This is a genomic window from Psychrobacter sp. 28M-43, assembly GCF_014770435.1.
Lineage (GTDB): Bacteria > Pseudomonadota > Gammaproteobacteria > Pseudomonadales > Moraxellaceae > Psychrobacter.
The window spans coordinates 2,618,225-2,630,349 of the sequence record NZ_CP061739.1 but is presented as its reverse complement, the minus strand read 5'-3'; the positions used below and the strand labels follow the sequence as shown (position 1 = coordinate 2,630,349).

Genomic DNA, 12,125 nt, shown 5'->3' with positions numbered 1-12,125 from the left:
CAGCAATATAATTTTAGCAGAAACATGTTGTAGTGTACGGCTGTAAACGTGACTAGTGGTAGCAAGGCACGAAGATTTGACCTATAAAATCATTGAAATATAACCTGCACTTCTCATACATAGGTATGACAAAATATTACACAGAGATAGGTTGTAGTTGCCATAATAATGGGGAATGTAGATAAGTACTTAAAAAAGATTAATGGACAATCTTTATAAAAAGCACGATTTTTTAAACTTAAGAGGAAATATTATGCGTAATACTTTAATGATTGCAGCAGTAGCATCAGGTCTAGCACTTAGTGGTTGTACAACAGATCCAAACACTGGACAACAGCGTCTAAATAAAGCTGCTCTAGGTGGTTTAGTTGGTGCAGCAGGTGGTGCAACTATTTCAAAAGCAACAGGCGGCGACAAAACTGGTCGTGATGCGGCTATCGGCGCAGCACTAGGTGCAGGTGTTGGTTACTACATGGAGCGTCAAGCTCGCCAACTTGAGCAGCAAATGGCTGGTACAGGCGTAACTGTTGAGCAAAACCCAACCACTGGTAACATTGATTTGGTTATGCCAGGTAGCATCACGTTCTCATTTGATGATGCAACCCTTAGCTCATCATTCAAGCCAACGCTTGATAAGCTTGCTTCAACGATGAACCAGTATAACCAAAACACAATTACTATCGCTGGTCACACTGATAGCAAAGGTTCAGCATCTTACAATATGGGTCTGTCACGTGATCGTGCTTACTCAGTTGCTAACTACTTAACAGCTCGCGGTGTTGCTTCAAACCGCGTAAACGTTGTTGCTTACGGTGAGTCACGTCCAATCGCAGACAACAACACTGAATATGGCCGTGGTCAAAACCGCCGTGTTGAGCTAACAGTTAACGCACCACAGAGCGTAAACTAATAAATAGCTATTAAGTATGTGCTAGATATTTGAGCACATGTATTTCAAAAAGAGTCAGCAATATGCTGGCTCTTTTTTTGTGTTTTCAGTTTGAATAAAACAGTGATGATTGATAGATATAGTTAATATTAAATTAAATATTGATAATGATTATCAATAACACTATAATTTGTCAGTGTTTGCTATCAATGCAATATTAAACGTCTTATCGTGCGCACTGAGAGTCAATGTGCATGGCTAAGATAGCCTGCTGTAACATGGCTTGATTATCAAAATAATTGAGGCTACTTAACCAAAACGAATTTTTTGCTATATTTCTTGAGGATATGTATGACGATTACCACAGTAACGAGCCGTAAGCTTTTACCAACTACTTTAGCTGTTGCACTTGCAGGATTGTTAATGGTGTCGGGCTGTACAAAGCAAGCCGATGAAGACACCAATGCTGCGACAGAAACACAAACAGAAGTAGCAAACACAGAGACGGCTGATAATACAGAGATGACTGCTGCCGAAAAAGCACATATTGATAGATTGATTATCAGTTATGCAAATATGGCACACGCCGCTTATAAAGACTCGTTGGACACGGCCAAAGCGCTACAAACTGCGGTAGAAACTTACGTAGCCACTCCAACACAAGAAAACCTTGATGCTGCAAAGGCTGCCTATAAAGCAGCACGTCAGCCATATTCACAAACTGAAATTTTCCGTTTTGATGAAGGCTTTGTGACTGCCAATGACAAACGTGCTATCAACAGCATCGATAGCTGGGAAGGGCAGATCAATGCTTGGCCACTTGATGAAGCATTGATTGATTATGTCGGTGACGACTATGAAGGCGAATATAACAGCCAAGAGAACATCATCAATAGCGACAGCATTACTGTGGGTAGTATCAAGCAAGATACCAGTACAATCACACCTGAGCTACTTGCAGAAATGAATGAAATCGGTGGTAGTGAAGCCAATGTAACGACTGGCTATCATGCGATTGAATTTATGCTGTGGGGTCAAGACAACAATGGCGTAAGAGAAGGCGCAGGTAATCGCCCAGTCACTGATTATGTGACTGAAGCCGGACAGTGTACTAGTGGTGAGACCGTCAATGAAGATGCCGGTATCTGTGAGCGCCGTGGTGAATTCTTAACTGCTGCAACTCAACTATTGGTCGATGATTTGACCGCGATGGAAGCCCAGTGGCAGCCTGATACTGAAAATACTTTGCGTAGTGATTTGATAGCGCGCAAATATGATAATGGTCTGCGCCAAATTATGTATCAAATGGGCAGTCTAGCATTAGGAGAGCTTGCTTCTGAGCGTATGCAGGTCGCTTTTGTTACTGGCTCTACTGAAGATGAGCACGAATGCTTTAGTGATTTGACTCATTTGAGCTATGCCAATAATGCGCGCGGTATCCAAAACGTCTTTAATGGTAGCTATACAACAGTCGCTGGTAAGACAGTGGGCGGCTACGGTATCAAAGATTATCTAACGGATAACGGCCACACAGAAGCTGCTGATAAATTGGCTGCTGAGTTCAATAAAGTAGAAGGCGCGTTCAACGTTATCGTTGAAAAAGGCGAAAAAGACGGCATTAAGATTGACCAGATGATTGCAACTGTCGGTCAAGCCAGCCAAGAAGGTATCTCTGCTGAAGAACAAAACGTCCGTCGTGGATGGGTTGAAGCGGGCATCACTAGCTTACAAGAGCTGACGGCCAGTATCGAAAACGCTGCAAAAGCAGTTGGTATCGATAATCTAGACGCAGATGCAGGGTCACAGTTTTAAGAAAAATTTAAGCTAGCGGCACTTATTTAAAAGCCTTTCATTGGCTTTGCGACGTTTTATTAGTCGTTGTAGGTCAGTAACCGCTGTTTATTAGATACTTAGATTAGATATAATACGTGCGTTGTCAGCCACCGTTGGCAACGCATTTTTACGAGCATTAAATAAGCCAATTGGCCGGTGTACCACCCCATTATATGTCGATAAGCAATGATTGTGACGACATATAATGAGATGGTATGACAAAATTTTAATGGTTCTACTCTAGCGCTAAGGCACTGAATTTCTATGAACGCCAATTATGTTAACCCCTCTGATTTTCCTCTTGCTACTCAAATCCTACGACATATACCCTCTAAGCTTGCGTTAATTATCGCCAGTGCAATGGCTATCAGTGCGTGTCAACCATCTGACAGCGTTTCTGATGACACTTCTAGCGATGCTTCAGAGCAGGCCTCAAGTAATGAAAGCAGCAGTGAAAACAGCCAATCGCTGTCGTCCGAACACACTAAAAATATAGAAGCACTGGCAGGCGTGCCGATGCAGCAGTTGGTAAGCTTTGACCCTCAAGAGATCAAGCAGGGCGGTGACTCTGGTATTAGCATTAGCAGTGCTGAGAGCTACTCGAAGCCTTCATCAAACCTAGCAGCTTCTCGCAAAGGGTCGTTCTTTATTGGTAACGCATTCTTCAAGCAGCCATGGGTCGTTGCACCTGCTAGTACTGATAGTCGTGATGGACTGGGCGCATTATTCAATGTGGCCGCTTGTCAGTCTTGTCATGTCAAAGACGGGCGAGGTCACGCGCCGATGACTGCCGATGACGATGCTGATAGTTTATTGATTCGTCTGTCTATGCCAGCGACGACTGATGAGCAGCGCCAGCAGATACAGGATTCGCTGATTGAAAAAGTGGTTCATCCTATGTATGGTGGGCAGCTACAAGATCGCGGTATTCAGGGCGTGCCTGCTGAAGCAAGAATTGCGGTGCAGTGGACAGATAAACCAGTGACCTTTGCTGACGGATATGTCGAGACGCTGCGTGTGCCAACGTTTAATTTGACCAAACCTGGTTACGGTGCTTTTGATGATGACATGATGGTATCACCGCGTGTGGCGCTACCAATGATTGGACTTGGGCTACTAGAGCAAATACCTGATGATGATATTAAAAAGCAAGCCAGCGACAGTAGCAATGGTGATATCAGTGGTAAATTTAACTGGGTCATGGATCCGCAAACGGGCAAGCGTGCGCTTGGACGATTTGGGTGGAAAGCAGGTCAAACTAAGCTGATTACCCAAAACCAAAGTGCCTTTAACGAAGACATGGGTCTGACGTCCAACATCCGTCCTAACGAGTCATGTATGCCAACGCAGACCGCATGCCTAAATGCAGCGACAGGTGCTGATGAACAGGGCAATGGTAAATCACCTGTTGAAGTAAACGATGAGGTTGCTAAATTTGTAGAATTTTATACTCGCAATCTAGCAGTGCCGCATCGCCGTAATGCAGATGATAAGCTTGTGCTAGCGGGAAAAAAGCGTTTTTATGACATGGGTTGTCAAAGCTGTCATACGCCAAGATATCAGTTGCCAAAAACTGACGATGATCATCTTGAGCAGCATGGACAAGTGATTTATCCTTACACAGATTTGCTATTGCACGATATGGGCGATGATCTCGCTGATCGTACGATTGCTGGCAAACTACCACCAAAAGATGCCCAAGTTGAATTTTTAGCCAATTCTTATGAATGGCGTACACCAGCACTTTGGGGCGTAGGGCTTGCGCAGACAGTTGATCCTCAAGCGACGTTTTTGCATGATGGCCGTGCCCGTACATTGATGGAAGCTGTTTTGTGGCATGGCGGAGAAGCCGAAAAGCAAAAGCAACAAGTATTGAAATTAGATAAACAAGGTCGCGCAGAGCTTAATGCGTTCCTAAAGTCGCTATAATAAAATCACTGTAATAAAGTCGCTATTATAAAATCAGTATAAAAACGCTATAAATTACTACCTATAACATTACCGAGAAACCTATGAAAATAAACCACGCTTTGGCAATGGCGCTATCTGCATTGAGTGCTGGACTGTTGATCAGTTGTGTCAAACCTGCCGATGACAACAAAACTGCAGATGTAGACAGCCAAAAAGTTGTGCAAGACAGTGCAGCTACTGACAGCTCAGTAGAGAACAGCAAAGCAAGTACTGAGCAAATCGTTGCAGTAGATATCAGCCCTGAGACTGCAAAAACGTATTTGACGCATGTGGCAGACGATATCGTGATTCCTGCGTATGCTGATGTGGCCAAGCAAAGCGATCTGTTGAACGAATTGGCGCAGAAGCATTGTACCCAAGCTCCAGTAAGTGGCGATGAGCTACAAGCATTACGTGCACAGTGGCTAGTGTTGGCACAAGCATGGTCGAGTGCTGAGATGGTCAACTTCGGTCCTGCGACTGCTAGCATGAGCAATCTATACATTAACTATTATCCTGACGAGCGCGGACTCGTACATAGTGGCGTGGCTGACTTAATCGCAGCCAATCCAAAACTAACGCCAGAGCAGCTTGCTGGCGAGAGTGCTATCGTACAAGGTGTACCAGGGTTGGAAGAGGCATTGTTTGCCAATGACAGTCTAGACGCTGGTCAGTGTGCTTACGTGATTAGCGCTAGTAGTGCGTTGAGCACGCGTCTAAAAGCCATCGAGAAAAACTGGCAGCAAAACGCGACTGATTTATTGGCGATAGACAAAACAGCAGAAAGCGATAGAGGCCTAAATCAGTGGATTAACTCTCTACTGTCATTGATTGAGACTATGAAGTCTAACGCTATTGATCAGCCACTCGGTCTAACAGGTAAAGCAAAAGGTCATTTACCTGCTGCTACTGCTGGTCAAAGCCGCGCTATCATCAATGCTAAGTTAGATACGATTAATAAAGCCATGACTGACCCAGTACTGACAGCTATTCTTGGCAGCAATGACGAGAACAAAGTTTCAGATAATTTATCAACTGCACTTGCTGATACAACCGCATTATTGGCACAAATGCCAGAAGATTTATCACAAGCGAATAAGGACGATCAACAAGCGTTGTACGATCATCTGACTGATGTCACTCGTCTGATTAAACGCCAGTTAATCCCAGCACTTGGTATCCGTGTGGGCTTTAACAGCACTGATGGCGATTAGACAATGTCTACTATCGAAGCGGGTACAGCAGTGTCAGCAGTCCAGACTCATGACCAGATGAACAGGTCTAATCGGTCTGGGAGAACTTCGTCAGCTCATGAGCTTTTGACGACTTCAGTGCTGACAGCAGTGGGTACGGCGGCGCTGGTCGGTATTCACCATCGTTATCGTAAGCAGCAGCATCCAGATGCCAGTCTGCAAGATTATGTAGATGGTATTTGTACACAGTTGCAGGTATTACGAGCTGGCCCTGATTCAATGCCGAAGCTTTCGCGCTTGCGCTATGCTTGTGAGCAAGCAGCGGCAACATGGAAGCAGGCTTATCATGCTGTAGGTGATGGTAAAAGTAACACGCCTTACTTTGCTGTCATGCATACGACAACGATGCTGGCACGACCAGTCAGTTGGGTCAGTGGCGTCGCATCACTGCCAAAAGATCATGCCACATCAAGCCAGAATGAGCACGACTTTGGTGTGGTAGGTATTGATGCTGACAGACAAATCGTTTGGCAGACGACTATGCCTGAGCGTGTCCATGACATCGTTGTTCAGCCTCTGCCTGTCAATATATATGAAGCTCAAACTCAGCATAGCAATGTGGATCAAAGACGTGATGTCGTCGTCATGGGTCGCCGTCCAAGCGAAAAATTCTGGGTGCTTAATACGTCAAATGGGCAAGTACAACATGCGATTACAGCTGATGTAGACCGTCACTTTTATGGTCATGCTTGCTACAGTTTAGATGGCAGCTTGCTCTATGTAACTGAGAACGACACAGTGAGTTTGGCAGGCAAAATTGGTATCTATGATGCCCATGATGCTTATCAAAAAGTAGCAGAGTTTGATTCATATGGTATCGGCCCGCATGAACTGATTATGCATCCTGATAGCGAAACGCTCGTCATTGCAAATGGTGGTATCAAAACCGAGCAGGCTTCACGCGAAGAGCTAAATCTAGATACCATGCGACCATCACTGGTTTATCTGAATCGTCATGATGGTACACTGCTTGAGCAAGTGACTCCCGAGCATAATCAGATGAGTGTGCGCCACTTAGCCATGCACGATGACGGCACAGTGATGGTCGGTATTCAGTTCCAAGGTGAAAAACATATCAATGTCCCATTGGTATTGACTCATAAACGTGGTGACGCCAGCTTTACACCACTCACTATGCCAAACAATCAATGGCAACGTTTCCACCAATATATCGCTAGTGTGGCGGTGGATAGTGAGCGTAACTTACTGTGTGTGACCACACCGATTGGTGGCTGTGCGGCGATTTATGATTTGCATACTCGCAAGCTAATTGATGATGTAAGTCTGCCAGATTGTGCAGGGGCTTCGGTGTTAGCTAATTCTAGTGCTTCAATGAGTAAAACTGATAAACATGCCGAGCCGACAGGATTTATCGTCAGTGATGGTCAAGGGCAGTTAACTGCGTTAAGAGTAAATGCTTTACCAGAAGTAAAGTTGGACGTAAACGACGTTGAACCTCATGAGCGGATTATCAAAGACAGTCAACTGCACATGATGTCGTTTGACAACCACTTACAAGCGTTATAATAAGTGACATTGAACAAGAGCGACAGACGAATAGGCATGGCGATTAATAATGACTATTACTAGAATGACAGTAATAGTCAGCCAAGGAGATAGAGCATTAGCTTAGACACCAATTTAGACACTGTCAGACAGCGGCTTGCACAAGCAGGCATCGAGCTACATATCAGTCAAAAGCGTGTTAAAAATATCAATTTTCGCTTAAAGCCCCATACGTTGATGGTCTCTGCACCGATGCATGTCAGCGCATCACAAATGTTGCATGCTGTGGCTAAGCGGGTGCCGTGGGCTATTGCAAATCACCCGCAAGTATTAGAGCAATACAAACGTAGACAGAGCAGGTCGTCTGACCCTTCAGCTGCTGATAATTCAGTTTTATTATGGGGTACAGAGCAATCATTTACGCTCAGTCCTGATGAAAAAATCACCTACTATCGGCAACAACTCTCCGAAGTCGCTCCTGCACTATTTGAAAAGTGGCAGCCAATCGTTGGCGCTTACGCCAATGAAATACGGTTAAAAAAAATGCACACACGTTGGGGCAGCTGCAACACGCGCGCAAAACGAATTTGGCTATCGGTTTATCTTCCTGCCTATCCTATCGAATGCACCGAATACGTAATTGTTCATGAGCTGTGCCACTTGCATCATGCCAATCATAGCCGAGCGTTTTGGCAAACGGTTGCAACAGCGATGCCAGATTATCAGCAATGGCATAATATCCTAGCGGGCAAAACAGGGCAGCTGGACTAAACGTATCATCTAACTATTTAACCATCTAATCAGCTAAATAGTTCTAGTAAGCACCTCAATATCATCTGAGCAACTTTCACTGTGTAGAGGCTTATCATCCCATTTCCGTTATTATTTTTAAAATAAGGACACGTCTGAATAAGCCTGATATGATAAGGAATAACGGTACAAATTGTTTCATTTAATCAACAGGTTTATATACAGGGATGTTATATGGAAAACGTCAACCAAGCGGAGTTTTGGCAGCAGCGTTATGAGAAGAACAGCATCGGTTGGGATATGGGGCAGGTATCACCACCGCTCAAAGCTTATATTGACCAGTTACCTGAAAGCGCAAAAAATCAGGCGATACTAGTGCCAGGTGCAGGTAACGCCTATGAAGTGGGTTACTTATATGAGCAAGGTTTTACCAATGTCACGCTGGTTGACTTTGCCCCTGCACCGATTGAAGCGTTTGCAGAGCGCTATCCTGATTTTCCCTCTGAACATCTGATCTGTGCGGATTTTTTTAGCTTGGCAGCTGAGCAATATCAATTTGATTGGATACTTGAGCAGACGTTTTTTTGTGCGATTAATCCATCGAGACGTGATGAATACGTGCAACAGATGGCAAGGTTGTTAAAGCCACAAGGTAAGCTGGTTGGATTGTTATTTGACACGGATTTTGGACGAGAAGAACCACCATTCGGCGGCAGCAAGGAAGAGTACCAACAGCGTTTTCAAAGTCATTTTGATATTAATATTATGCAACCTAGCTATAATTCACATCTAGCACGGCAGGGTAGTGAGCTATTTATAAAGCTGCGAGCGAAGTAAGCTCGAGCTTGATATTAGCTCGAGCTTGTGTTTCTAACTGATTATAGTAATGATCAGTCAGATAAAGTTTGGGATGTGCTAGTAATCCTTGTAACACTGCAGTGCGCCCATCACGGTAGTTGTCATCGGCGACATATTTATATTCTTGGCGTATCGCCTTTGCATACTGTTCATATGCAGACCACGGCGCGCCCAAGATACTTAAATCCACATCTAACAGATATGCCGCATCGTTATATTTGTCCCTTTCTACCAACATATCTATCTGATGATTAGCCGTCATCATAATGAGAGCGTGGATCTGTCGACATTGCTTTGGATTGAGATAAGGCCTCAAAGCATCTGTCGCAAATTCTGCACTTTTTAGCTCGTTGTCGGAGCGTGTTGGGTCGTAAATCACATCATGATAGTACAGTGCCAATGCAATGATATGCGGCTCAGCCAGAACGTGCTTAATATTATCAAACTGTACCAATAGCTGCTCAATGTGATTGAGTGTATGATAAGCACGTTGTGGTTCGCCATAGCGCGTCACGATATCCTGCCAAAGCCTATCTATTTGCTTTGGCGAGATATCACTGGTCATAGTTGACAAATGCTGTGCAAAGCACTTGCCAAGCTCATTATGCTTATGTGAGACAGCTTTCATATGTTATTTTTTCACTATGACCGTGGTAAAAATGGTTTGATTATTCTTTATTAGTTACCGCATCTTTAAATGCCTTATTAAACACCTCACCAAGCAAGCTAACATCATCGACACGCGCATAGTTCAAACGGGTGACAAAGGCGATATGGCGATGCGGCCCGTCTTCAGCCAATGGTATGGCGACGGCATTTTGGTTTTGCAGGTGTAGCTGATCGAGCGCCATTTCAGGCACTAGCGTTGTGCCCATATTGGCAAGTGCCATTTGAATCAAAGTATTTAGACTGGCATCTGAAAAGCTTGATTTCATTTGTGTACGGTCGAAATGACAGACAGACAGCGTCTGGTCAGTTAAACAATGTCCTTCGCCAAGTAACATCAGGTTGGCAGTCGCCAGTTCGTCAGCATTGATGGTATCGAGCTTGGCATGTATGTCATCTTTTGGGAACACGGCAAAAAAGTCTTCACTCCAAAACTCAAAACTGTGTAGCCCATCTACCGCATAAGGTAGCGCAATGATAGCGGTGTCGATATGACCGTAGCGTACTTGCTCAAGCAAACGCTCTGTCTGTTGTTCGACGATAGTCATGCGGAACTCTGGATATTGAGCACGCAGCGCAGGCAGTACTTTTGGTAGCAAATAAGGCGCTATTGTCGGAATAATACCGACAGTCATAGGATAGGCAAGTGGCGTCTGATGGCTATGAGCACGTGTGGTCAAATCGCTGACCTCAGAAAACACTCGCTGCGCCCGCGTGAGAATGTCTTGACCGATAGGGGTAATCAATACCTGTTTATTATTGCGCTCAAAAATCTGAGTATCTAGCTGTTTTTCTAATTCTGCGATACCCAAACTCAGTGCAGACTGTGAGATATTGCAATCCTCAGCAGCACGTTTAAAATGACGATGTTTGGCGACGGCTAGGGCAAACTCAAGTTGTCGTAAAGTAATCATAAAACCTCTCTTTTAATGGGTTTTTAATGCAATTTATTATGTTTGGTCAACCTTTATAAGGCAGCAAATTACCAATTAAGCACCAATGATAAAATGTAGAGATAATAGTTTAACAAGTTTAATAAAACAAAACATCACATTAAAAACTTTTAACTGGATTAACTATAGAATTCGCGTATAGTTTGTCAGGTAGCCCAGAGAGCTAGAGGGCTAATTGAAAAAACCATATAAATAATTTTCAATTTACTTAACTATAGAGGAGCCAACAATGGCGTCTATTATCAATCAAGAAATCCCAGAATTTTCAGCAGATGCATACGTAAACGGTGATTTCAAAACCATCACTTCAGAAGACGTAAAAGGCAACTGGGCGATTTTCCTATTTTACCCAGCTGATTTCACGTTTGTTTGCCCAACTGAGCTAGAAGACATGGCCGCTCATTATGACGAGCTAAAAGGCCTTGGTGTTGAAGTATATTCAGTATCTACTGATACGCATTTCACGCACAAGGCATGGCATGATTCTTCAGAAGCTATCGGTAAAGTACAATACCCAATGATTGGCGATCCTACTGGTAAAATCACTCGTGGCTTTAACGTCATGATTGAAGAAGCAGGCTTGGCTGAGCGCGGTACATTCCTAGTAGATCCTGATGGCTTGATCCAAGTAGCTGAAATCCATGCTGGCGGTATCGGCCGTAGTGCAAAAGACATGCTACGTAAAGTGAAAGCAGCACAATATGTTCGCGAAAACGATGGCGAAGTTTGCCCAGCAGCTTGGGAACAAGGCGGCGACACATTGAAGCCAAGTCTTGACCTAGTTGGTAAAATCTAAGTAGGTATTTCATACTTAGATAAAAGTAGCGCTGTATCTTAAACACCTGATTTAAGGCAGTGCTACAAATAAAGACCCCATTAACATAAGTTGATGGGGTCTTTTTACGTCTTAAACATAGGTATTGTTAGAATTATTTTTTTAGCATATCTCTAAGTATAGACGCAATATTAAGCGCGAGACTGTGCCTTATTTTTATCAATGGTTTTATAAATCTCGTCTTTAAGCTGTAGCTTTCGTCGTTTCATCTGTTCGATTTCTTCGTCGCGACTGGCATGCTTGACTACATCGTTTTCAAGCTTATTGATTTGCCTATCTAGAGTCGTATGCTCGTCAAAGATACTCGCAAAATGCGTGTCCTTTTGCTTGAGCTCATCGATAATATCACTGTGATCTTGCCATGTGTCTGTCATTGTCATGTTGTCATCCTTGTTATTTAGTACAAGCTTAGAATAAGCGTAAGCACGTTATGGTTAAGACGCTTATGATGGTGAGACTTTATTTGGAAGGGGTGAAAGTTTAATGGTAATAAAGGTAGTTACTTCACGATATTGATAATGCATATTGCTATCAGTACCATTCGATTGTAGCGAAAAAATAGACCATGTACCATCACTATCATTTGTTTGTGTATTTGTATTTAATTATTTAAAACAATAAACGATTGGTTT

Annotated in this window: 11 protein-coding genes; 8 read left to right on the top strand and 3 right to left on the bottom strand. The window is 43.6% G+C overall.

Going from position 1 to position 12,125, the window contains the following annotated elements; genetic code table 11:
* The first annotated feature begins 253 nt into the window (after positions 1–253).
* From IEE84_RS11030 to IEE84_RS11000, 7 genes are all read left to right on the top strand, one after another.
* Positions 254–910 carry a YiaD family glycine zipper/OmpA-like lipoprotein gene (locus tag IEE84_RS11030; protein WP_057761553.1) on the top strand — a complete coding sequence of 219 codons (657 nt, stop codon included), beginning with the start codon at positions 254–256 and terminating at the stop codon, positions 908–910.
* A 330-nt stretch (positions 911–1,240) separates the two neighbouring features.
* The gene (locus IEE84_RS11025) at positions 1,241–2,701 is read left to right on the top strand and encodes an imelysin family protein (protein ID WP_191114201.1); all 1,461 of its coding nucleotides are present in this window, start codon (positions 1,241–1,243) and stop codon (positions 2,699–2,701) included.
* Between the two features lie 285 nt (positions 2,702–2,986).
* Complete coding sequence (locus IEE84_RS11020) at positions 2,987–4,651, top strand: di-heme oxidoreductase family protein (RefSeq protein WP_416383468.1); 1,665 nt, start codon at positions 2,987–2,989, stop codon at positions 4,649–4,651.
* An 83-nt stretch (positions 4,652–4,734) separates the two neighbouring features.
* Positions 4,735–5,886: an imelysin family protein gene (locus tag IEE84_RS11015; protein WP_191114200.1), complete on the top strand. Its 1,152-nt coding sequence runs from the start codon at positions 4,735–4,737 to the stop codon at positions 5,884–5,886.
* 3 nt (positions 5,887–5,889) lie between these two features.
* Complete coding sequence (locus IEE84_RS11010) at positions 5,890–7,452, top strand: DUF1513 domain-containing protein (protein WP_191114199.1); 1,563 nt, start codon at positions 5,890–5,892, stop codon at positions 7,450–7,452.
* Between the two features lie 96 nt (positions 7,453–7,548).
* The gene (locus tag IEE84_RS11005; protein ID WP_416383492.1) at positions 7,549–8,202 is read left to right on the top strand and encodes a M48 family metallopeptidase; all 654 of its coding nucleotides are present in this window, start codon (positions 7,549–7,551) and stop codon (positions 8,200–8,202) included.
* A 213-nt stretch (positions 8,203–8,415) separates the two neighbouring features.
* On the top strand, positions 8,416–9,018 hold the full coding sequence (locus IEE84_RS11000) for a methyltransferase domain-containing protein (protein WP_191114198.1): 603 nt from the start codon (positions 8,416–8,418) through the stop codon (positions 9,016–9,018).
* On the opposite strand, the gene IEE84_RS10995 is transcribed toward IEE84_RS11000, so the two are convergent.
* Both IEE84_RS10995 and IEE84_RS10990 read right to left on the bottom strand, forming a co-directional pair.
* A complete protein-coding gene (locus tag IEE84_RS10995) occupies positions 8,996–9,667 on the bottom strand; it encodes an HD domain-containing protein (RefSeq protein ID WP_191114197.1) in 672 nt (223 codons plus the stop codon). The genes IEE84_RS11000 and IEE84_RS10995 overlap by 23 nt on opposite strands.
* A gap of 40 nt (positions 9,668–9,707) precedes the next feature.
* Positions 9,708–10,619, bottom strand: coding sequence for a hydrogen peroxide-inducible genes activator (locus IEE84_RS10990; RefSeq protein ID WP_191114196.1), 912 nt, complete (start codon positions 10,617–10,619; stop codon positions 9,708–9,710).
* Positions 10,620–10,887: 268 nt separating this feature from the next.
* Here IEE84_RS10990 and ahpC point away from each other — a divergent pair, with 268 nt between their 5' ends.
* Positions 10,888–11,454 (top strand): alkyl hydroperoxide reductase subunit C, encoded by a 567-nt coding sequence (gene ahpC / locus IEE84_RS10985; RefSeq protein ID WP_191114195.1) that lies wholly within the window; start codon positions 10,888–10,890, stop codon positions 11,452–11,454.
* Between the two features lie 170 nt (positions 11,455–11,624).
* Here the strand turns inward: ahpC and IEE84_RS10980 are convergent, their stop codons facing one another.
* Positions 11,625–11,873 carry an HP1242/YdcH family protein gene (locus tag IEE84_RS10980; RefSeq protein ID WP_057761532.1) on the bottom strand — a complete coding sequence of 83 codons (249 nt, stop codon included), beginning with the start codon at positions 11,871–11,873 and terminating at the stop codon, positions 11,625–11,627.
* Positions 11,874–12,125: the final 252 nt, after the last annotated feature.

Excerpts from the sequence above, each read along its gene's own strand:
- IEE84_RS10990 (WP_191114196.1), bottom strand. The coding sequence starts at position 10,619 with ATGATTACTTTACGACAACTTGAGTTTGCCCTAGCCGTCGCCAAACAT.
- IEE84_RS11010 (WP_191114199.1), top strand. The coding sequence starts at position 5,890 with ATGTCTACTATCGAAGCGGGTACAGCAGTGTCAGCAGTCCAGACTCAT.
- IEE84_RS10995 (WP_191114197.1), bottom strand. The coding sequence starts at position 9,667 with ATGAAAGCTGTCTCACATAAGCATAATGAGCTTGGCAAGTGCTTTGCA.
- IEE84_RS11020 (WP_416383468.1), top strand. The coding sequence starts at position 2,987 with ATGAACGCCAATTATGTTAACCCCTCTGATTTTCCTCTTGCTACTCAA.
- ahpC (WP_191114195.1), top strand. The coding sequence starts at position 10,888 with ATGGCGTCTATTATCAATCAAGAAATCCCAGAATTTTCAGCAGATGCA.
- IEE84_RS10980 (WP_057761532.1), bottom strand. The coding sequence starts at position 11,873 with ATGACAATGACAGACACATGGCAAGATCACAGTGATATTATCGATGAG.
- IEE84_RS11025 (WP_191114201.1), top strand. The coding sequence starts at position 1,241 with ATGACGATTACCACAGTAACGAGCCGTAAGCTTTTACCAACTACTTTA.
- IEE84_RS11000 (WP_191114198.1), top strand. The coding sequence starts at position 8,416 with ATGGAAAACGTCAACCAAGCGGAGTTTTGGCAGCAGCGTTATGAGAAG.
- IEE84_RS11030 (WP_057761553.1), top strand. The coding sequence starts at position 254 with ATGCGTAATACTTTAATGATTGCAGCAGTAGCATCAGGTCTAGCACTT.
- IEE84_RS11015 (WP_191114200.1), top strand. The coding sequence starts at position 4,735 with ATGAAAATAAACCACGCTTTGGCAATGGCGCTATCTGCATTGAGTGCT.